Raw genomic sequence first — 20505 nt, forward strand, 5'->3', positions numbered from 1 at the left:
GGGAGGAGAGCCCACCCACTCTTAAAAAGAGCCGCCCCTTGTGCGCAAGGCGAACCCGGGGGTGAGCCAGGAATGGGGTGGTTGCGGATGCCGCCCCCCCCCCCCCCCGCGACGGCCTCGTCGACCGGATCGAGTCGCCACTGGTGCCGGTCGACGAGCAGGTCGGCCCGGAGCACATCACCGGCCGGTCCGGCCGGCAGCCGGGTCAGGGCGTCAGCCCACCGGCCGGCGCGTTGCAGTGCGCGGACCGCGTCACAGGCGGGTTCATTGAGGTACGGCGGTCGCGGGCTCACAATCGATCATTGTCCGCCGTGGACGCGGCACCGATCGTCCCGACGGGCAAGTTGCTCGAACCAGGCCAATCGGGCCATCGCCTGGCCGACCATCCTCATCCAGCCGGCGGCCGCGCCGGCCGGTCACCCATGACGGCCGTGGTCACCGTGGTCGCATCCGCTGTCGGGTTCACTGTCGGAAATGCGATTCATTGACGGCCCATCGGAGTTCCCGCCGATGGCTGAATGGACGCTCGAGTCCACCACGCCGGTCGGAATGGCGCGGTCCGGACGGCCAGAGATGACGCGGATCCGGTGGCCACCGGAATTGTTCAGCCCGGCTCGTCGTCCCGCTCGACGACACCGGACCGGCCGCCCTTTGTCCACTTAGGATCCATGAATCCGCTGTGGCCACGGACCTTGTGGGTCATCGCGATGGAAGCCGCCGGCAGCTCGCCGTATCCACCCGGGAGCGTGTCGAGTGCGGCCGGCGTGGATCCCAGGGTACGTTTCGTGGAACTTCCACGGCCCGTATGCAAATTGGGATCTGGCAATGGCTGGGCGGCGCTAGTATCGTGCCGACATTGTGCCGGCGGTTTTCGGCGGCCATCGTGGACCTTTCGGCTCCAACCCCTTCCGGCTGTGCCACCGCCATTGCCATTGATGGCGTCCCACCAGGGAGATCACCGTGCAGGACGACGATCCGGCCACGCGGCCGGCCTCCGAACCGCCCCGGTCTGCCGTACCGGTGGCTGGCGCTACCGACCCGGGCCTGACCGGCGGCGTGGACCCCGGCGGGACGGGTCCGGCCGAAGGTCGGTTCTCGCACCGGCCACCGGGCTATCCCAACGCGTTCGTCTGGCTGCGGGCGGGCATCGTGCGGGACTGGCGGGGGGCACTCGGGGCGTTCATCGCCACCTGGTTCTACCTGCCGGTCGCCCTGCTGTCGGCCGTGGCCAGCGCGATCGGACTGGGCGCCGCCGGCTTCTACGCCGGTGGGTTCGGCACCCCGAAGGTGCTGCCCCCCGAGCTGTTGGACGTACCGCTGGTCGGCACGCTGCTGGACACGTTCGTGGTCCGGTCCGGTGGGGTGCTGGGTGGCCTGGCCGGGGTGGGTGTCGGTTTCGTCGGCGGGTTCCTGGCGATCGTGATCCTGCCGTGGCGGGCGACGCTCGACGAGCCGGCGACGCTGATCACCGGCCTGGCCGGGGTGGTGGTGGCCGCGGCGCTGGTCGGGCTGCTCTACACGCTCTACCGGGTGCTGCTCGAGCCGTGGCTGCTCGGGGTCTCCGGCGCCCGCCGGCTGAGTCGACGAGAAGCCGCCACGCTGGTACCGGTGCTGCACGAGTGCGCGCGTGGGCTGGAGTTGCCGAGTGTGCCCCGGCTGCTCATCGAGGACCAGCCGCTCACCAACGCCCGGGCCTACTCCCGGCACATCGTGGTGACCACCGGGCTGCTGGCCGAGGGTCCGGACGAGATGGCGGCGCTACTCAGCCACGAACTCGTGCACTGGCGGACCGGGGACGAGGTGACCTCGGCCTTCCTGCGCGGCGTGGCGCTGCCGCTGTTCCTGGTGCACGCCGTGCCGACCTGGCTGATGCGCAGGTTCCCCCACCCGGGTACGAACTTCGTGGTCTTCCTGCTCTTCTGGCCGGTGCTGCTGACCATGAAGTACGTGGTGATGCCGTTCCACGCCCGGGATGTCCGGCAGGCCGAGTACCGGGCCGACCTGGGTGCCGTACTGACCGGGCACCTGACCGGTCTGCGGTCCATCCTGGAGGACCGGAAGGCGTTCGAGATCGGCCGCAGCGGCTGGGACGAGGCGGTCTGCGCCACCCATCCGCCGAACGAGCTGCGGCTCGACCGGCTGGAGGAGATCGAGCTGGCGGCGGAGGACGTACCGGACGAGGCGACGGTGCCGGCGGGCGTCACCGGGTCCGGTACCGCGGAGGGCGGATCGGAGCCCAGCCTGGCCGACCTGTTCGGCGGGCCGAGCACCTTCGGCTCCCGCCGGTCCTGGCTGATCGCGTCGGCCGCGGTGCTGGCCTGCTGCGCCGTCTCGTCGATGCTCGGCGTGGTGCAGTGGACGTTCTTCCAGCCCGCCGACGCGGTGCACGGGTACTTCTCGGCCCTGGCCGACCATGACGGCCAGGCGGCGCTCGATCGGCTGGACGCCGACCAGCGGGCGTCGCTCGGCGCCGAGCCGTACCTCGTCCGGCTGGTCAAGTCCAAGGACTACCAGCCGCCCACCGACGTCTCGGTGCGCCAGGTGGACCGGGACGACGACCGGGCCACCGCGGTCGTGACGTACAAGTTGGCCGGTACGCCGGTGGAGCAGCGGGTGACGCTGCGCCGCGACGCCGAGACCACGATGGGGTTGTTCCACGGTTGGCACCTCGCCGACGGGTTGGGCAACCTGAGCTTCGCCGGTGGCCAGGTGGCAGACCAGACGGACGATCAACCACCACCCCAGGTCCAACTGAACGGCGTCCAGGTGTCGCTGCCGGAGGGCGCCACCGTGGTCGTCCCACCCGGCGGGTACGTGCTGGCCGGTACCGCCAACCCGCTGAGCGAGATGGCGCCCCGGACGGTGTTCGCCAACTTCGCCAGCAACGGTGGGCAGATCGACCTGAGCCCCACCCTCCGCGAGGACGCGCGGGCCAAGGCGGATGACGCGATCAAGCGGTACCTCGACGGATGCGCCGCGCAGCGGGTGGCGGCACCGGCCGGCTGCCCGTTCAGCTACTCCTACTACGGCGAGAACCCGCAGCAGATCAGCTGGAAGATCACCAAATACCCGCAGGCCGTCGTCGAGCTGGTCAACCCCGCCACCGCCCGGGTGTCCACCCCGAACGACGCCCAGGGAGTCGCGCGGGTGACCGGCCGGAGCGCCCAGCTCTACGGGGGTACGCCGTTCCAGGACCAGTCCGACTTCTCCGTCAACGGCACGATCACCGTCGTCGGCGACGACCTGACCTTCCAGCCCAACGAATGATCCGGGAGAGCACCATGACCGGCACCGCCACACCCGGGAACATCCGGCCGGGGAGGCAGCCCGTACGCCTCGTCATCACCGCGCCCGGACAGCCCGGCCGGACGTCGTTGATCGACTGGCTCCACCAGCGGCCCGAGTTCCGGACCTCGGTCCGGGACACGGGGCGGCGGACCGGCGGGCGGGCCGGGTTCAGCGACGCGGTGATCATCGCGGTGGTGGCCGAGAGCCTGCTGCCGGGGCTGTTCGACCTGCTGAAGACCTGGTTGGCCGGACAACGGTCCGAGACCAGCATCCGGATGCGGGTGGGTGACTCGGAGCTGGAGGTGCAGGTCACCGGCCGTACGGATCCACTTCGGCTGCTGGCGGAGGTGCGGCGTGGCCTCGACCACGTGGTCACGCCGCCGGGCGGTCGCACCGACCCCGGTATCGGTTCGGGTCCCGATACCGGCGCGGGCGTCGGTCCCGGCCAGGGAGAGTCTCCCCGGCCGGGACCGGCGTCCTGAACCCACCGGCCGGGCCGCCGTCGGCTCGGCCGCCGGCATGGCCACCACCGACCCGGCTGCCGCCGGCCAGGCCGCCGGCACCACAGGTCAGCCGCCGGCACCACAGGTCAGTCGGCGGCAGGCACCACAGGTCAGCCGGCGGTCCACTCGGTGGCCAGCAGGGACCAGACCTGGGTGTCCTGTCGGCGACCCGCGTACGGGAACGCCTCCCGCAGCGTGCCGTCCAGGGTCATCCCGAGCCGCCGGGCGACGTTGCCGCTGCGCACGTTCGCCGGCGAGGTGTGCCACTCCACCCGGTGCAGGCCGCGCTCCCGGAAGACCCAGTCCAGCAGCCGCCGGGCGGCCATGGTGACCAGCCCGTGACCCTCGCCGGCCGGTTCGAGCCAGCAGCCCAGCTCACAACCGCCGTTCGCCGCGTCGAACCGGAACAGCATCAGGCCACCGACCAGGGTGCCGTCGAGCCAGAGGCCGAAGATCCGGCCGGTGTCCCGGGCCTGCATGTCCGCGTACCGCTGGAGGGTTGCCCGCGCCGACTCCAGGTCGGTGCTGAAGCTGGCCCACGGGATCCACGGATCGACGGTCTCCCGGGCCCGCTCGATGTTGGCGAAGAACTCCTCGGCCTGCCACGGTTCGAGCGGGCGCAGTTGCGCGTTCTCGGTGAGCTGGACGGCGTACATCTGGGCTCCCTCCGGTGCCGATCACGCCGAGGACCCTAGGCGACCCGGTGTGTCGCGGACGACCGGGTTCCGGCGTCCCCACCACCGGGGCGCCGCCGGGGTCCGGCGGAGGCGGGCGCCGGTCCAGCGGTCCCAGCTCCGCTCGCCGAGCAGGGCCAGGGCGGCCGGCAACAGCACCCCGCGTACGACGGTGGCGTCGATGGTCACGGCGACGGCCATGCCCACCCCGAGCATCTTGTACTCGATGGCGCTCAGCGTGACGAAGACCGAGAAGACCACGGTCATGATGACGGCCGCGCTGCTCACCACCCCGGCGCTGCGGCCGACGCCGTCCACGATCGCAGCCCGAACGACGGTGGCCGAGCCGCCGGTCCGATCGGTGCGGGCTGATCCGGCGACCCGATCGGTGGTGGCCGGGTCGGCGGTCCGGCCGGCCCGCGCGGCGGCCCACCGTTCGCGGATGCGGCTGAGCACGAAGATGTGATAGTCCATGCTCAGCCCGAACAGCAGCACGAACATGAACAGCGGCAGCCAGTCGACTATCCCGCCGTAGCCGCGGAAGCCCAGCGCCGAGCCACCGTGCCCGTCCTGGAAGACCCAGGTCAGCACCCCGTACGCGGCGCCGAGTGACAACAGGTTGAGCACGATCGACACCACCGGGATCGCCACGGACCGGAACGCCACCGCCAGCAGGATGAACGCCAGCACCAGCACGGCGACGAGCACCGCCGGCATCCGGTCGCGGACCCGCCCGGTGAAGTCGTACGCGAAGGCGGTGCGGCCGGCGACCGCGTAGTCCACCCCGTCCAGCCCACCCAACGCTTCCGGGAGCGTCCGCTCACGCAGCTGGCGCAGGGCCCGGTCGCTTGTCGCGTCGGTACCCGAGCCGGCCAGCGGAACCCGGACCACCAGGGCCCGGTCCACCGGCACCACGGTGATGGGCCCGCCGCTGTCCGCCCGGTGCCGCAACTCGGCGACGGCCTGCCGGACCTCGGCACTGGCCACCTCGCCACCGTCCGGGCGCCAGATCACCACCCGCGCCGGGGTGGCCGCGCCGGGGAACGCCTCGTTCATCCGGATCGCGGCGTCGACGGTGGGCACGGTGCGGGGCAGGCTGTCGGTCGGCGCCGCGTCCTGGAGCCGCATCCCGAGCGCGGGCAGCGCGAGCACCACCAGCGCCAGCGCCGCCGTACCGCCGGTCAGCGCCGGTCGTCGGACCACCTGGCGGGCGATCCCCGACCACAGCCGTGAGGGTCGGGCCGCGGTGCGCCGCCGGCCCAGCCAGGGGATCCGGCCGCGGTCCACCCACGGGCCGAGCAGGCTCAGCACGGCGGGCAGCGCGGTCACCGAGCCGACCATCGCCATGCCGACCACCAGGACCGCGCCGGCGGTCAGCCCCTTGAAGTTGTCGATGCCGGTCAGCAGCAGGCCGGTCAGGCAGATCATCACGGTCAGCCCGGAGACCACCACGGCGTGCCCGGAGGTACGGGCGGCGGTGCGCACCGCCGTGCTGACGTGCTGGCCCGCCGCCCGTTCCTCCCGGACCCGCCGCAGGTAGAACAGCGAGTAGTCGATGCCGACGGCCACCCCGATGAGCAGCACCATCGAGGAACTGGCGCTGTTCACCGGGACCCACCGGGCGAGCACCGTGAGCAGTCCGAACGTGCCGGCCACGGTGGTCAGCGCGAGCAGCAGCGGGAGTCCGGCCGCCACCAGCGAGCCGAACACCACGACCAGGATGAGCGCGCTGAGCGGCAGCGAGATTCGTTCCGCGCGGCCGAAGTCGTCACTGACGCCCCGGTCCACGGCCTGGGCCAGGCTGCGGTCGCCGGCCTGGGCGACGCGGACCCCTGGATGCCGTCCGGCGACGCCCGCGACGGCGGCGACCGCCCGCTCGTAGTTCCGGACCGTCCGTTCGTCGACGCCGAGTCGGAAGGTGACCAGCAGGGATCGGCCATCCGGGGACCGGAGCCGGTCCCCGCCGGCCTCGAACGGGGAGCCGACCTCGGTGACGCCGTCGCTGCGGCGCAGTTGCGTGACGAGGTCCGTGACGGTGGCGCCGATCGTCGGGTCGTCGGCCACGGCGGGCGCCGCTGGGTCGCGGGACTGGACCAGGACACTCTCCTGGACCGGCTCGTAACCGCGCTGGTCCCGCAGCGCCAGCTGGGCGCGACCGGAGTCGCCCGGGTCGGTGGCCCGGGCGTCGTCGCCGGGTAGCGCGGCGCTGGTCAGGATCGCCACGGCGATCAGGGCGAGCCATCCGGCGAGGGCCAGCGCCCGGTGCCGCACGGACCAGCCGACGATCCGCTCCAGCAGCGGCGGCCGGACCGGCGTCTGACCGTCGCCTGACGAGGCCGAGCTGCCGGTGCCGTGGTTGGTTGGGCCGGAGCTGCCGGGAACGTCGTCGGCTGGGCCGGAGCTGCCGGCGCCGTGGCCGGTTGGGCCGGAGCTGCCGGGAACGTCGTCGGCTGGGGTTGGTGGGAGGGTCGGGCCCGGCGGATGCAGACCCGATTTGCCGGTACGCGGCATGGCGTGCTGTCCTTTCGGTGGGAGAGCGAAGCGAGCAGAACCCGTCCCGGGTGGGACGGGGCGATACCTCTTCCACGCCCGGGTCGGCGAGCGGCCACTCGCCGGCCCGGGCACCACGTCACTCGACCTGTCGCAGGGTTCGCTCGATCGAGCCGAGCCGGGTCCGCAGGTCGGCGAGATGCTCGTCGAGGGCGGCCAGGCGGCGTTCGGTGGCCGCCCCGGTCTCGGTCGACGTCTCGGCCAGCCGGCGGTACTCGGCCTCCCGGGCCAACGCGGCCCTGGCTCGCAGCGTGGTGGCGACCTGCACGATCGTCACGCTGATCACCGTGGTGAGCAGGGCGAAGATGCCGACGGCGCCGGCCACCTCCGCCCAGGCGTGCCCGCTCATGATCCTGATTCCTCCTCGTCGCCCGGCTCCGCCGTCGGGGTGACGGTGAGCGTCCGTGCCGCGTCCGCGACGGCGCGCGGTGTGATCGTGTAGGCGAACGGGGTCACCTCGTAGAACTTCATGGCCTTCCCGTCCTCGGACAGTTCCAATGTGGCCGAAACCAGGCCGGCCGCCTGGAGCTTGCGCAGGTGGACCTGGAGCAGCGGCCGGCTGATGCCGAGTCGACGGGCCAGCTCGCTGACGTAGCCGCGTCGCTCGACCAGCGCCGCCACCACCCGTACCCGGTGCGGGTTCGCCAGCGTGGCGAAGACCCGGATCAGGTCGTCGCCGCTCGGTGGATCCGCCGTCATAACCAAATCCTGCACATGCCAAGGAAAGTTAGCACATGCATATTCGATCGTGTAATTGTTGTTCGCGGTGGTCCCGCGCCGAGCGGCTGCTAGCCTCGCCGGTCATGATCGAGAGCGTGTACGTCGGCGACGCGGGGGTGGACGCGCCCGCCGACCACGGCTGGTTGCTGGGCCACTTCAGGCCGCCCGGCGATCCACGGCACAGCGACGAGGTCGAGATCAAGTGGGGGATGCACCCGATCGGGGAACGGCGCGCCGCCTGGGTCGCCGGCGAGACGCGGCGGGCCCTGCTGATCCTGATCAGCGGCCGGTTCCGGATGGAGTTCCCGGGCCGCGACGTGGTGCTGGCCAAGCCCGGCGAGTACGTGGTCTGGGGGCGTGGCGTCGACCACTCCTGGTACGCCGAGGAGGAATCGGTGGTGCTGACCGTGCGCTGGCCGTCCGTACCCGGTTACAAGGTGCGACCCTGATCAACTGACCGGCCGTCGCGGCCGGGGCTCGACGCCGCGGCACCGAACCCCGATCCGCGCCCGGAAACCCCGGGTCTCGGGCCCTAGCAGACCCGGGTGACGCCCTCGGCGGCGATCCGGCCGGGCAGGGCCGCGGGATCGAGGTTCGCGCAGAGCACCACCGACGCGCCCACCGACAGCGGCGCCAGCAGCCAGAACACCGGGTGGTCGCGTTCGGCGGCGTCCATCAGCACCCGGTCGCCACGGCACAGGTCCTGGTTCGCCGCGACCCCGGCGGCCAGCGCACCCCACTCACGGAAACTGGTGCCGTCCACGCTGGCCGGATCGTCCCGGCGCGGCCGCGCCGCGGAACCACGCCGCCGACTCCCGCCGCCGCGACCGCCATCGCTCCCACCGGCGCCCGGCCCGTCGGGCCGGTCGGCGTACCGGGCCAGTTCGGACAGGAACTCAAGGTATCCGGCCGGTGTCTCCCGACCGGGCGTGGCGGGCGTCAGGTCGAGCCGGAACCGGTGCCGGGCGGCCGGCACGTTCTCCAGCCAGTCCTCCAGGCGGTGCCGGGCCACGAACACCGCGTCCAGTGGCTCGTCGACGCCGGGACCCGGTTCCGACAGCCCGGCCGTCCGCGCCGACCGGTAGGACAGGGCCACCCCGGCCGACCAGGCACCCAGCAGCACGATGGCGGTCTGCCAGTGCGGCGGCAGCAGCACGGCGGCCCGATCACCCGGTCCGAGGTCACAGCCATCGGTCAACAGCGCGGCGCAGCGACCGGCCCAGTCACCCAACTCGGTGGCGGACAGCTCGGTTCGTTCGCCCGTGGCGTCGTCGTAGAACGTCAGCAGCGGCCGTCCGGGTGGTCCGGCCAACAGTTCGGCAGGGTGTTCGACGGCCAGCGCATCCATGCCCGACACCCTACCGGCCGGCTGTCCAGAGCCCGGAACTGACGGATTTCGGACGGTCCCGGTGTCGCCACGAGACCTTGCGACCGGTCCGCGCCGGTCGGCAGAATCGCCGGGATCCAGCAACCTGATCGGCGGGTGGTGCGCCATGTGGGTCGAGCTGCCGACCCGGCGCGTGGTGCGGCTGACCGGAACCTCCGCCGAGGCGCTGGCCGTCGCGGCGGACCCGCTGCCCGAGGCCGCCCCGGCGATCGCGCGATACCGTACCGGGCTCACCGAGCCGTCGGCCGCGGCGCTGGTCGCCGCCGTGCTGGCCGGACTGCACACCGCCGTGCTCGATCTGTACCCGGCCTGGCTGCCCGAGGCCACCGGGATCGAGCCGGGCGGTGTGGGAGCGACCGCGGTCCGGGCCCTGGCCGCCCGGCTGGCCGCCGGCAGCGCCCACTTCGGGCCGTTCCTGGCCGACCTCGCCGTCGCCGCGCTGCACGGCGACCGGCGGCCACCCGCCCGGTTCGCGCCCGAGGTGCGGGCCGCCGGACTCGCCCGGACCCTGGCCGCGAGCTACCGCCGGGACGCGGTGGCGCTGCTGGTGGACGTACCGCCCGGGCTGGACGGTGCCCGCGAGACGATGCTGGTGACCGGCGCGGAGTGGCTGGCCCGGCACGGCGGCTTCGGGGTCTGGCTGACCGGCGCACCGTTGGCCGTGGTGGACCGGGTGCCGACGGTCCGGGTACGGCTGCCCGCCGGGCTGCCGGTCCCCGACCCCGGGTCATCTCGGGGCCCCGGGGTGGCGCGGGAGCCGGGGCACGGGCCCGGAGACCTGTCGAAGGCGTCGCTGGACTATCCCGCGCCGGCCGGCCGGCCCCACCCGGCCAGCCGCGCCGAGCGGACCCTGGAGGCCGCGCTGAGCCGCCACCCCTGGGCGGCGGACCGGGCCTGGAACCGGACCTACCACCCGGATCCGCTGGCCAACCCGGTACGGGTCGACCTGCTGTGGGCGGCGGAACGCTGCGTCGTGGAGATCGACGGTCCCGAGCACCGGGAGGCGGTCCGGTTCGCGGCCGACCGGCAGCGCGACGTTCGACTGCAACTGGCCGGGTTCACCGTGCTGCGCTTCACCAACGACCAGGTCATCGACGACGTGACAGCGGTGGTCGGGCAGATAGCGAGCTGCCTGCGGGCCCGCCGCCCGGACCGGCCCACCCAGGGAGAAGGATGACGACATGGCGGACGAGAAGCTGACCAACGTCGAGATGGCAGTCCTGCTGGTGCTGATGGCCGAGGCCGGTGAGGTGCCCAATGTGGAGCTCAAGAGCCGGTTCGGGTTCGAACTCAAGGCGGCCAACCGCCGCCGGTTGACGGACCTGAAGCTCATCTCCAGCCGGACCGAGCGGCGCCGGTTGCTGCTCGCGCTGGAGGATCGCGGCTGGCGCCGGTGCCGCGACGAGCTGGGCGCGGCCACCCCGGTCCGGCCGGGGCCGCTGGGCGGGGCGCTCTACGCGGTGCTCGCCGGGCTGCACCGGCACATGGACCGCGCCGGCTTCGGCCTCGGCGAAGTCTTCCAGCCGTACGACGAGCCGAGCGCGAGCCCGACGCCGGCCGCCGGATCGGTGCCCGGCCAGCGGGCGGCGGACCCGGTGGACGGTGCCGCGGGCCGGGCCGACCTTGCGGTCCCGGCGGGCGTGGTGGACGACGCGGCGGGCCCGGCGGACGGCGCCGGGCTGGAGGAACGGATCCGTGCCGCCTACCGGAGGCTGGCCGGCGCCCCCGGTGACTGGGTGAGCCTGCGCCGGCTGCGGCCCCTGCTCGGTGACGTCGACCGGTCCACGGTGGACGCCGCCCTGCGCCGGATGGACCGGTCGCCCGAGGTCAACCTGATCCCCGAGGCCAACCAGAAGACGCTGTCGGACGCGGACCGGCAGGCCGCCGTGAGCATCGGGGACCGGGACAACCATCTGTTGGCGATCGGAGCGTGATGACCGAGGAGGATCGAAAGGCACTCGCGGCGATCCGACTGCACTGGGCGCCCACCGCCGACGACGTCTGGCAACCGGCGCCGTACCACGTACCCGAACTGCACGCGCGGATCGTCGACACCGTACTGGCCGGGGTCGCGGACGCGCGGGCCAGCGCCGGACCGAGCCCGCTGGGGGTGGTGCTGCGGGGCCAGGGCGGCGCCGGCAAGACCCACGTGCTCGGCGCGGTACGCGCCCAGGTGTGTCGCGAGGGCGGGTACTTCTTCCTGGTCGGGCTGCTGGACGCGGACGACTTCTGGCCGGCCGTGGTGGTGGCGATGCGCGAGGGGCTGGCCCGGCCGGCCGAGGACGACGCCAGCCAGCTCCACCTCTTCCTGCGCCGGCTCACCTCGGCGGTGGGGGCGCCCCGCACGGTGCGCCGGGCGGTCGCCGGTGACCGGGAGCTGGACCCGGAACTGCTGGAGACGTTCGTCGTACACCTGCGCCGGCACGATCCGCTGGTCGGGCGCGAATGCCAGGACACCGCGCGGGCGCTGGCCCTGCTCGCCACCGAGGACCTGGGGCTTCAGGACATCGGGTACGCCTACCTGCTGTCGGCTGACGTGGACGAGACGGACCCACGGACGCGGTGGGGATTCCGTACCGGCGTGCGGTCGGCCCAGGAGATCGTCCGGGACATCTCCCGGCTGCTGGCGCTCACCGGGCCCACCGTGATCGCGGTGGACCAGATCGACACCCTGCTGGCTCAGTCGCCCCGATCCGGCGACACGGGACTCGCCGGCCCGGTGACCGAGTCGCTCCTGCTCGACCGGGTCGCGCACGGCCTGATGTCGCTGCGCGAGTTGACCCGCCGCACGGTGACCGTGGTGGCCTGCCTGCCGGGCACCTGGGTGTTGATCGAGGAACGGGCCACCAACACGGTTCCGGACCGGTTCCGGATGGCACCGACGCTGGCCCGGATCCCCACCGCCGAGATCGGCCACGATCTGGTGGCCCGGCGATTCGCCTGGCACCTCGCCGAGGTCGGTGTGGTGCCGCCCTACCCGACCTGGCCGGTGCGGCGTGCCGCCTTCACCGACGCGCCCGAGTTCACCCCCCGTGAGCTGCTGCGCCGGATCGACGCGCACATCCAGCACTGCCTGCTGGTCGACCAGGTCATCGAGCTGGACCGGCTGAGCACGACGACCGGGTCCGCCGCCCCGGAGTCGGGAACCTCCGCCGGTCCGGCGGGCGAGGACACCAGCCCGGCCCCCGGCGCCACTGTCAGTTCCGGCGTTGGCCCGGCTCTCGGGTCCGTTGCCGGGCCGGTGGTCGGGTCCGGCGCCGGCTCGGTGGTCGGGTCCGGTGCCGGCTCGGACGCGGACCTGGCGGCGCTGGACCGGCGGTTCGCCGAACTGCGCCGGGCCGCCGACGGCAGCGCCGCCCTGGCCGCCGCCACCGAGGACGCCGTCATGCCGGCGCTGCTGGCGGCCGGGTTGACCGCGTGGATCCGGGAACGTGCCGGTTCTGGCGCCCGGTTCAGCCAGGATCGGATCCCTTCCGGCCGCCCGGTCCTGCACGCACGGCTACGCGAGAAGCTGGACGAGACCGTCGAGGACGAGGCGCACTGGTCGTTCCGGGCGATCGCCGCGGACAACGCCATCGCCGCGCTCACCCGACTGCGGGCCGCCGCCACCATGGCCGGCCTGGCGGCCGGGGTACCGAAGCGCAAGCTGGTCGTCCTGCGTGGGAAGCCCTGGTCAAAGGGCCCGAAGACGCGGGCGGCGGTCGACGAGTTCCGGCGGGCCGGCGGGCGCGTGCTGCCGGTGTCCCAGGCCGACCTGACCATCCTCGCCGCGCTGCGGCGGCTGCTGGCCGACGATCCGCCGCACCTCGCCGCCTGGCTCGTCGCCCGGCGCCCGACAACCGGTGTCGAGCTGTTCCGCCAGACCCTTCCGGGCGACGCCCTGGACGATCCGGCCGCGCCGCCGGCAACCGCGACACCGCCGACCACCGCGACGTCGTCACCGGCCACGGCGCCGGCCACCGCGACGTCGCCGCCGGCCACCGTGACACCGCCGCCGGCCGCCGTCCCGGTGTCGCCGGCCAGCCCGGTGGAGCCGTCAGCCGCCGTGCCACCGTCGGGCCTGGCGCCGTCGGACACAGCGGTGCTGGGCACGGTGGTGCCGACGGCCGGGCCGGTGGTGCCGGCCGCCGAGGCCGACGCGCGGAACACCGCGCCGGACATCCCGGTCGGACACCGGGTCGGCGGATCCGGACCGGTCCGGATCGAGCTGGAGGAACTGCGGAAACACGCGGTGATCTTCGCGGGCTCCGGTTCCGGCAAGACGGTGCTGATCCGCCGGTTGGTCGAGGAGTGCGCGTTGCGTGGGGTGTCGGCCATCGTGCTGGACCCCAACAACGACCTGTCCCGGTTGGGTGACCCGTGGCCCGAGCCGCCCGAGCGGTGGTCGCGCGGGGACGCCGAGCTGGCCCGCGACTACCTGGCCAACACCGACGTGGTGGTCTGGACCCCGCGCCGGGGTTCCGGGCGTCCGTTGAGCTTCCAGCCGTTGCCCGACTTCGCCAGTGTCCGGGACGACCCCGACGAGTTCGGCGAGGCGGTCGAGGCCGCCGTCGCGGCGCTGGCGCCACGGGCCCGCGTCGACGGCCGTACCAACCGGGCTCAGCTCGCCCAGGCGGTGCTGCGGCGGGCGCTGATCTGGTACGGCCGTCGGGGCGGCAGCTCGCTGTCCGGCTTCGTCGGGCTGCTGGCGGCGCTGCCCGACGGGGTGAGCGAGCTGGACAACTCGGAACGGATCGCGGCCGATCTCGGGCAGGCGCTGACCGCCGCGATGGTCAACGACCCGCTGTTCGGCGGCGAGGGCGCCCCGGTGGATCCCGGGCTGCTGCTCACCCCGCCGCCGGGCAAGCGGGCCCGGGTCTCGGTGATCAGCCTCATCGGTCTGCCCGGTGAGGACCAGCGGCAGGGCTTCGTCAACCAGTTGCAGATGGCGCTGTTCGCGTGGATCAAGCGGCATCCCGCCGGGGACCGTCCGCTGGGCGGGCTGTTCGTGATGGACGAGGCGCAGACCCTCGCGCCGTCGGGCGCGCTGACGGCATGTACCCAGAGCAGCCTGGCGCTGGCCGCGCAGGCCCGCAAGTACGGTCTCGGGTTGGTCTTCGCCACCCAGGCACCCAAGGGGCTGCACAACCGGATCGCCGGAAACGCGGCCACCCAGTTCTTCGGACTGCTGAACGCGTCCGCGCAGATCCAGGCGGCCAAGGAGATGGCGCGGGCCCGGGGCAGTGCGGTCGACGACATCGCCCGGTTGGGCACCGGGGAGTTCTATCTGACCGTCGGGGGTGCCGAGTTCGAGAAGATCAGGGCACCGCTGTGCCTGACGTACCACCCGCGCAGCCCGCTGACCGCCGAGGAGGTGCTGGACCGGGCCCGCCGGTAGGACGGGGCCCATGCCGCACCGCCGGTGGTGCGGTCAAGGGCCGGCGGGCGGCGGGCGCGTTGTGGCGGGGCGGTGGTGGTGATCAGAGGTGCTGGCGCCGCCAGCGGTTGGTCGCGGCCTCCACCGCCTGCTGCTCGTGCAGCGCGGACTCCCGCACCCGGGTCCGGTCCGCCGTGCCGCCGAACCGGTAGACCAGGGTCAGGCACACGCAGATTCCGGTCAGCAGGCCCAGCGCCCCCAGCACCGGCAGCCCGGCCACCGGTCCGGCCAGGCCGGCGAGCAGCGCCGCCGTGCCGATCGAGGCGTACCGGAACTGGCCGAAGGTGCGCCACGCGATGGCCGCGGTGCTCAGCAGGTACAGCGCGACCCCGGCGTACGGCACCGCGACCTCGACGGTGTACGGCTGCGACCGGCCCGCCGCGGCCTCCACGCCGATCAACAGCCTGAGCCCGAGCCCGGTGCCGATCACCCCACCGATCAGCGGCAGGTGCAGGTAGGTGTAGACGTCCCGGACCAGCGGGACCCGCCGGGCGTCCCGGATGCCGTGCACGGCCTGTTCCACCGAACCGGCCAGGGTGTCGAAGTAGAGCCACCAGAGCATGGCGACCAGCACGACGCCCAGCCCGGCGGTGACGACCACCCGCCACGTGAGGACCACCTGCGGGCTCCGCCCGGCACCGACGCCGAGGGACACCAGCGACTCGCCGAGGGCGATCAGGACGACCTGGGCGTGCCGTTCCGCCCAGTGCCCGGCCGAGATCACCGTGAGGCCCGCGTACGGCAGGGTGAACCCGGCGACGTACTCGATGAGCAGCGCCGCGAGCCACAGCGCGAGGCGGATCCGGGTGGCGTGTTGACCATCGGCGACCGTCTGCGGTACCAGCCCGGCCGCCATGATCAGCGCGGCCGTGACCAGGCCGGGTCCGAGGAAGGCCCAGATCCGCCAGCTGATCCGGGCCGCGGTGCCGGGCACCAGCCAGTACGTGATCGTGGTGATCACCCGGACGCCGAGGTAGCAGGCCGCGAACACGGCCGGCCCGGGTAGTCCCCCCGGCCGGTCCAGGAACGCCTCCGGGATCGACAGCGCGAGCACGAAGGCGAAGATCATCGTTATCACGCCGATCATCGGTACCGCTCCGTGATCGGCCCGGACCGCGTTGCCGAGATTCGCGAAGCTGCTCCAGGACCGCCACAGCAGGGCCAGCACGAGGGCACCGGCCAGCAGCGTGCCAGCGGTCACCCGGTGGGAGAGCGTGGTCGCGAGGTTGATGAACGCGAAGACGAAGACGAGGTCGTGGAAGAGTTCCAACCGGGTCACCCGGGAACCGGGCGCGCTCGGCACGAACAACCGGAACCGGAGGCTCCCGGCGTCGACGCGGGAACGTTCCCCCGCGCCCGGTTCCTGGCCCCTGCCCATCGGCCCAGTCTTCCGGTCGGCCACGCCGTCGCGCGGGTGGTTACCGATACCGATCGGCCGACCGGGGCGCCCCGGGAACACCGGGACCCACCCTCGGAAACCCGCCCCGCCGGACGGTCGGGGCATGACACCCTCGACGCGGGGGACTGGCGGATCCCGTGGGGTTCGAGACACGCGGGCGGTCGAGGGGGTGCCATGGCGGACGTGCCGGAGGTCGACTACGCGCTGGACACGTACGAGTGCATCGTCTTCTACCCCGGGCCCGCCGGTCGGGTGCTGAAGCCCGAGACCGCCCGCCGGATCCAGGCCGAGCACGCGGCGTACCTGCAGAAGCTGCATGATCGCGGGGTGATCCTGGTGGCCGGCGCGGTTGACGGCAGGGCCCGCAACCCCGACCCGCCGTGCGGCTTCGGGCTGTGCCGCACGGGTTCGGTGGACGACGTGCGGCTGCTGGTCGAGGCCGACCCCGGCGTGCAGGCCGGGCTGTACCGGGTCGACGTGCTGACGTTCCTGTCGCCGGCGGGCTCGCTGACCTTCCCGCAGGCGGCCGACCAGGCGTTCCCGGGTGGCGCCGACGAGTTCTGACGCCCGGTCCCGCGTCCGGCGCCGGCCGCTGCGGCCCCGCGTCCGGCGCCGGAACGCCCGGTCCCGCGCTTCGGCGCCAGCCGTTCCGGCTCCGCTTCCGGAAAGCCCGGCCGGGCGCTCGGGTGCGGTCCCGTGCGCCGGGCGGTAGTCGTCGCGAGTACGCTTCGCGAAGTGCGGTCGTCGTTGCCCGCAGCACCCATCCGCCGGCGTGGCCAACCGCCGGTCACACCACACGGAGCGTTGTCCGGTGTTGGGCAGTTGTTCCGAATTTTGACAGGGGTCGGCCGGCGGGCCGATCCGGGGGAGAGACTAGCCTCATGGGCGTGACACGCCGCGCGAAGATCGTCTGCACGATGGGCCCCGCGACCTCCTCGTCGGAGCGGATCCGTGGCCTCGTCGAGGCAGGCATGGACGTGGCCCGGCTGAACTTCAGCCACGGGAGCCACGAGGATCACGAGAAGGTTTTCCACCTGGTACGCCGGGCCGCCGAGACCACCGGCCGGGCGGTCGCCGTACTGGCCGACCTGCAGGGCCCGAAGATCCGGCTGGGCCGGTTCGCCGACGGCCCGCACGAGTGGCGGACCGGCGACTCCGTGGTCATCACCAGCGATGACATCCTGGGCAGCAAGGAACGGGTGTCCTGCACCTACCGGAAGCTGCCCGAGGAGGTGAAGCCGGGCGACCGGCTGCTGATCGACGACGGAAAGGTCGCGGTCGAGGTCAGCACGGTGGTCGGCAACGACATCCGGTGCCTGGTCACCGAGGGCGGGCCGGTCTCCAACAACAAGGGCGTCTCGCTGCCGAACGTCGCCGTCAGCGTGCCGGCGATGTCGGAGAAGGACGCCGAGGACCTGCGGTTCGCCCTGCGGCTCGGTGCCGACCTGGTGGCGCTGTCGTTCGTCCGCAGCGCCGAGGACATCAAACTCGTCCACTCGATCATGGCTGAGTTGGACATCTACCGTCCGGTGCTGGCCAAGGTCGAGAAGCCGGAGGCCGTGGAGAACCTGGAGGCCATCGTGGCGGCCTTCGACGGGGTCATGGTGGCCCGTGGCGACCTGGGCGTCGAGATGCCGCTCGATCAGGTGCCGCTGGTCCAGAAGCGCGCCGTGCAGCTGTGCCGGGAGAACGCCAAGCCGGTGATCGTGGCCACCCAGATGCTCGACTCCATGATCGAGAACTCCCGGCCCACCCGGGCCGAGGCGTCGGATGTCGCGAACGCGGTGCTGGACGGCGCCGACGCCGTGATGCTCTCCGGGGAGACCAGCGTCGGGAAGTATCCGGTGCTCACCGTCAGCACCATGGCCAAGATCGTCACGACCACCGAGGCCGGCTCGATCGGCGTACCCCGGTTGCAGCACGACCCGCGTACCCACGGTGGCGCCCTGACCTCGGCGGCCTCGGCGATCGCCCGCAACATCGGCGCCAAGGCGCTGGTCGCGTTCTCGCAGACCGGCGACACCGTCCGGCGACTGTCCCGGCTGCACTGCGACCTGCCGCTGCTGGCCTTCACCCCGGTGCCGGAGGTACGCGACCAGCTTGCCCTGTGCTGGGGCGTCGAGACGTTCCTGATGCCGTTCGTGCAGCACACCGACGACATGTTCCGGCAGGTCGACCAGGCGCTGCTCGGCCTGGACCGGGCCACCCCCGGTGACTACGTGGTGATCGTGGCGGGCAGCCCGCCCGGCACCCCGGGCTCCACCAACACCCTGCGGGTGCACCAGCTCGGCTCGCTGGTCAACGCCAGCGACGCGCGGGGGCGCCGGTGACCGACGAGGTCCTCGTCGGTCAGGCGGCGGTGGACCAGTTGCTGGAGGTCCTCGACCTGGACCAGGTCGAGGAGATGACCTTCCGCGGCATGAGCCCGCCGGTGGGCCCGCAACGGGTGTACGGGGGACAGGTCGCCGGTCAGGCACTGGTCGCCGCCGGCCGGACGGTCGTGCCGGACCGGTTCGTGCACTCCCTGCACGGCTACTTCGTCCGGCCGGGTGACCCCGTGGAGCCGATCGAGTACCGGGTCGAGGATGTCCGGGACGGCAGGTCCTTCTCGGTACGCCGCTCGGTGGCGTTCCAGCACGACAAACCGATCTTCTTCATGTCCGCGTCGTTCCAGCGGACCGAGGAGGGGCTGGACCACCACGCGCCCACCCCGGCCGACGTGCCACCACCGGACGAGGTGCCGACGATGGCCGACCGGCTGGCCCGCTACCCCGAGCGGCTGGGCATCTGGGGGCAGATCCCCCGGCCCATCGATGTCCGTTATGTCGGGGAGCCCGGCTGGGTCCGTCCCGGCAGCCGGCCGGCCGACCCGTACCAGCGGGTGTGGATGCGGATCGACGGGAAGCTGCCCGACGACCCGCTGCTGCACGCGTGCGCCCTGACGTACGCCTCGGATCTGACCCTGCTCGACTCGGTGCTCTCGGTACACGGCGAGGTCTGGGGCCCCGGCGGTGTGGTCGGGGCCAGCCTCGACCACGCGCTGTGGTTCCACCGGCCGTTCCGGGCCGACGAGTGGTTCCTGTACGACTGCTGGAGCCCGTCGGCCTCCGGGGCGCGGGGCCTGGCCACCGGCCGGATGTTCACGGTCGACGGCCGGCAGATCGCCAGCGCCGTGCAGGAGGGCCTGCTCCGCCGGGTCGGCGGCTGACCAACGGGTCGCCGGTCCGCGAACCAGCCGCCACCCATCCGGAAAGCACCGGTCCGGTAGCCTGGCCCGCTGACCAATTCGGTAACCACTGGTCCGCCGCCCGGTCGGCGCTGCCGTCCGACTAGCCTGGTCCCGTGCGACTTTCCGCCCGGGTTGACTACGCGCTGCGCGCCGTTGCCGAACTCGCTGCCGCCATCGACCGTGACGTCACCAAGCAGCCCGCCCCCGTCGCGGGTGCTCGGACCGCTGGCGTCCGCCGACTGGTGACCGCTGAGCAGGTCGCCAAGGCGCAGGGCATTCCGCCCAAGTTCCTGGAGAGCATCCTGCTCCAGTTGCGCCGGGGCGGCATCGTGCAGGCCCAGCGCGGCCCGGAGGGGGGATACTCGCTGGCCCGGCCCGCCGAGCAGATCTCGCTGGCCGAGGTGATCCGGGTGATCGACGGGCCGCTGGCCAACGTCCGGGGGCAGCGCCCCGAGGAACTCGGCTACCAGGGCGCGGCGCGGGCGCTCCAGGAGGTCTGGATCGCGCTGCGGGCCAACGAACGGCAGATCCTGGAACTGGTCACCATCGCCGACGTGGCGGCGGGGGTCCTGCCGAAGCGGGTCACCGAGTTGACGGCCGACCCCGAAGCCTGGGTCTGACCGCCCCGCGTTCTTCCGGACCGCCGTGCCTGCCCGCCGACGGTCCATAATCTCCCGTCGTTGCTGACCGTCGCGGTTGCCCACCGCGATCCGGAAATACCGCCGCTCCGATGACAACGCGCCGACCGGTCCGACCCGACGTAGGGGCGAACACGGCGGTTGCGACCGGAGGGGCTGATGCGGGCAGATGCGATCGACGACGAGCGGACGGGACGACCCGGACGCCGAATACACCGAGTACGTACGGACGAAACTGCCGGACTGGCGGCGTACCGCCTTCCTGATGGCCGGCGACTGGCACCGTGGCGACGATGTCGTGCAACGGGTGCTCACCGAGCTGTACCGCACCTGGTCCCGGTCCCGGCGCGCGAACAACCTGGACGCGCTGGTCCGCACCATGCTCATCCGCCGGCTCATCGACGAACGCCGGCTCGGCTGGGCCCGGGTCCGACTGACCGGCCGACCGATCGAACCGCCGGCCGTGGCCGGCGTCGACCCCGCCGACCGGCTCGACCTGGTGGCCGCGCTGCGGGAGATCGCACCCCGGCAGCGCGCCGTGCTCGTCCTGCGCTACCTGCACGACCTGTCCGTCGAGGAGACGGCCAGCGCACTGGGCTGCACCCAGGGAACCGTGAAGAGCCACGCCTCAAGGGGCCTCACGGCGTTACGCCGGCTCCTTGAGCCGACCAGTCTGACAAGCTCGATCGAGCGGAGCTGAC

General features: G+C 72.9%; 17 protein-coding genes. 11 read left to right on the forward strand and 6 right to left on the reverse strand.

Going from position 1 to position 20505, the window contains the following annotated elements:
• Positions 1-960 precede the first annotated feature (960 nt).
• A complete protein-coding gene (locus ACXN5W_RS25145; protein ID WP_473160842.1) occupies positions 961-3267 on the forward strand; it encodes a M48 family metalloprotease in 2307 nt (768 codons plus the stop codon).
• Positions 3268-3281: 14 nt separating this feature from the next.
• Positions 3282-3770, forward strand: a complete 489-nt coding sequence (locus tag ACXN5W_RS25150) for an effector-associated constant component EACC1 (RefSeq protein WP_473160843.1) — start codon at positions 3282-3284, stop codon at positions 3768-3770.
• A 131-nt stretch (positions 3771-3901) separates the two neighbouring features.
• Here the strand turns inward: ACXN5W_RS25150 and ACXN5W_RS25155 are convergent, their stop codons facing one another.
• The 4 genes from ACXN5W_RS25155 to ACXN5W_RS25170 form a co-directional block, all read right to left on the reverse strand.
• Complete coding sequence (locus tag ACXN5W_RS25155; RefSeq protein WP_473160844.1) at positions 3902-4447, reverse strand: GNAT family N-acetyltransferase; 546 nt, start codon at positions 4445-4447, stop codon at positions 3902-3904.
• Between the two features lie 21 nt (positions 4448-4468).
• A complete protein-coding gene (locus tag ACXN5W_RS25160) occupies positions 4469-6976 on the reverse strand; it encodes an MMPL family transporter (protein WP_473160845.1) in 2508 nt (835 codons plus the stop codon).
• 118 nt (positions 6977-7094) lie between these two features.
• On the reverse strand, positions 7095-7364 hold the full coding sequence (locus ACXN5W_RS25165) for a hypothetical protein (RefSeq protein WP_473160846.1): 270 nt from the start codon (positions 7362-7364) through the stop codon (positions 7095-7097).
• Entirely contained in the window at positions 7361-7714 is a 354-nt protein-coding gene (locus ACXN5W_RS25170) for an ArsR/SmtB family transcription factor (RefSeq protein ID WP_473160847.1), read from the reverse strand. Before ACXN5W_RS25170 ends, ACXN5W_RS25165 begins: the two co-directional genes overlap by 4 nt.
• A 104-nt stretch (positions 7715-7818) precedes the next feature.
• On the opposite strand from ACXN5W_RS25170, the gene ACXN5W_RS25175 reads away from it, so the two are divergent.
• Positions 7819-8184 (forward strand): cupin domain-containing protein, encoded by a 366-nt coding sequence (locus tag ACXN5W_RS25175; protein ID WP_473160848.1) that lies wholly within the window; start codon positions 7819-7821, stop codon positions 8182-8184.
• An 83-nt stretch (positions 8185-8267) separates the two neighbouring features.
• Here the strand turns inward: ACXN5W_RS25175 and ACXN5W_RS25180 are convergent, their stop codons facing one another.
• Positions 8268-9083 carry a TIGR03089 family protein gene (locus tag ACXN5W_RS25180; RefSeq protein WP_473160849.1) on the reverse strand — a complete coding sequence of 272 codons (816 nt, stop codon included), beginning with the start codon at positions 9081-9083 and terminating at the stop codon, positions 8268-8270.
• 145 nt (positions 9084-9228) lie between these two features.
• On the opposite strand from ACXN5W_RS25180, the gene ACXN5W_RS25185 reads away from it, so the two are divergent.
• The 3 genes from ACXN5W_RS25185 to ACXN5W_RS25195 are packed head-to-tail and all read left to right on the forward strand — an operon-like array spanning position 9229 to position 14499.
• Positions 9229-10299 carry an endonuclease domain-containing protein gene (locus ACXN5W_RS25185; protein WP_473160850.1) on the forward strand — a complete coding sequence of 357 codons (1071 nt, stop codon included), beginning with the start codon at positions 9229-9231 and terminating at the stop codon, positions 10297-10299.
• A gap of 4 nt (positions 10300-10303) precedes the next feature.
• A complete protein-coding gene (locus ACXN5W_RS25190) occupies positions 10304-11056 on the forward strand; it encodes a hypothetical protein (protein ID WP_473160851.1) in 753 nt (250 codons plus the stop codon).
• Complete coding sequence (locus tag ACXN5W_RS25195; protein WP_473160852.1) at positions 11056-14499, forward strand: helicase HerA domain-containing protein; 3444 nt, start codon at positions 11056-11058, stop codon at positions 14497-14499. Before ACXN5W_RS25190 ends, ACXN5W_RS25195 begins: the two co-directional genes overlap by 1 nt.
• Positions 14500-14581: 82 nt before the next feature.
• On the opposite strand, the gene ACXN5W_RS25200 is transcribed toward ACXN5W_RS25195, so the two are convergent.
• Positions 14582-15916, reverse strand: coding sequence for a low temperature requirement protein A (locus ACXN5W_RS25200; RefSeq protein WP_473160853.1), 1335 nt, complete (start codon positions 15914-15916; stop codon positions 14582-14584).
• Between the two features lie 195 nt (positions 15917-16111).
• Between ACXN5W_RS25200 and ACXN5W_RS25205 the strand changes: the two genes are divergently transcribed.
• The 5 genes from ACXN5W_RS25205 (at position 16112) to ACXN5W_RS25225 (ending at position 20504) form a co-directional block, all read left to right on the forward strand.
• Positions 16112-16501, forward strand: a complete 390-nt coding sequence (locus tag ACXN5W_RS25205) for a YciI family protein (protein WP_473160854.1) — start codon at positions 16112-16114, stop codon at positions 16499-16501.
• A 317-nt stretch (positions 16502-16818) separates the two neighbouring features.
• Entirely contained in the window at positions 16819-18267 is a 1449-nt protein-coding gene (pyk, locus tag ACXN5W_RS25210; RefSeq protein WP_473160855.1) for a pyruvate kinase, read from the forward strand.
• A complete protein-coding gene (locus tag ACXN5W_RS25215; protein ID WP_473160856.1) occupies positions 18264-19145 on the forward strand; it encodes an acyl-CoA thioesterase in 882 nt (293 codons plus the stop codon). Before pyk ends, ACXN5W_RS25215 begins: the two co-directional genes overlap by 4 nt.
• Positions 19146-19279: 134 nt before the next feature.
• On the forward strand, positions 19280-19786 hold the full coding sequence (locus ACXN5W_RS25220; protein ID WP_473160857.1) for an RrF2 family transcriptional regulator: 507 nt from the start codon (positions 19280-19282) through the stop codon (positions 19784-19786).
• Positions 19787-19973: 187 nt separating this feature from the next.
• Complete coding sequence (locus ACXN5W_RS25225) at positions 19974-20504, forward strand: SigE family RNA polymerase sigma factor (RefSeq protein WP_473160858.1); 531 nt, start codon at positions 19974-19976, stop codon at positions 20502-20504.
• Position 20505: the final 1 nt, after the last annotated feature.

Source organism: Plantactinospora sp. A48 (assembly GCF_055793945.1).

Coding starts and splice junctions, on each gene's coding strand:
- ACXN5W_RS25150 (WP_473160843.1), top strand. CDS start 3,282: ATGACCGGCACCGCCACACCCGGGAACATCCGGCCGGGGAGGCAGCCC.
- ACXN5W_RS25155 (WP_473160844.1), bottom strand. CDS start 4,447: ATGTACGCCGTCCAGCTCACCGAGAACGCGCAACTGCGCCCGCTCGAA.
- ACXN5W_RS25160 (WP_473160845.1), bottom strand. CDS start 6,976: ATGCCGCGTACCGGCAAATCGGGTCTGCATCCGCCGGGCCCGACCCTC.
- ACXN5W_RS25165 (WP_473160846.1), bottom strand. CDS start 7,364: ATGAGCGGGCACGCCTGGGCGGAGGTGGCCGGCGCCGTCGGCATCTTC.
- ACXN5W_RS25170 (WP_473160847.1), bottom strand. CDS start 7,714: ATGACGGCGGATCCACCGAGCGGCGACGACCTGATCCGGGTCTTCGCC.
- ACXN5W_RS25175 (WP_473160848.1), top strand. CDS start 7,819: ATGATCGAGAGCGTGTACGTCGGCGACGCGGGGGTGGACGCGCCCGCC.
- ACXN5W_RS25180 (WP_473160849.1), bottom strand. CDS start 9,083: ATGGATGCGCTGGCCGTCGAACACCCTGCCGAACTGTTGGCCGGACCA.
- ACXN5W_RS25185 (WP_473160850.1), top strand. CDS start 9,229: ATGTGGGTCGAGCTGCCGACCCGGCGCGTGGTGCGGCTGACCGGAACC.
- ACXN5W_RS25190 (WP_473160851.1), top strand. CDS start 10,304: ATGGCGGACGAGAAGCTGACCAACGTCGAGATGGCAGTCCTGCTGGTG.
- ACXN5W_RS25195 (WP_473160852.1), top strand. CDS start 11,056: ATGACCGAGGAGGATCGAAAGGCACTCGCGGCGATCCGACTGCACTGG.
- ACXN5W_RS25200 (WP_473160853.1), bottom strand. CDS start 15,916: ATGGGCAGGGGCCAGGAACCGGGCGCGGGGGAACGTTCCCGCGTCGAC.
- ACXN5W_RS25205 (WP_473160854.1), top strand. CDS start 16,112: ATGGCGGACGTGCCGGAGGTCGACTACGCGCTGGACACGTACGAGTGC.
- pyk (WP_473160855.1), top strand. CDS start 16,819: ATGGGCGTGACACGCCGCGCGAAGATCGTCTGCACGATGGGCCCCGCG.
- ACXN5W_RS25225 (WP_473160858.1), top strand. CDS start 19,974: ATGCGATCGACGACGAGCGGACGGGACGACCCGGACGCCGAATACACC.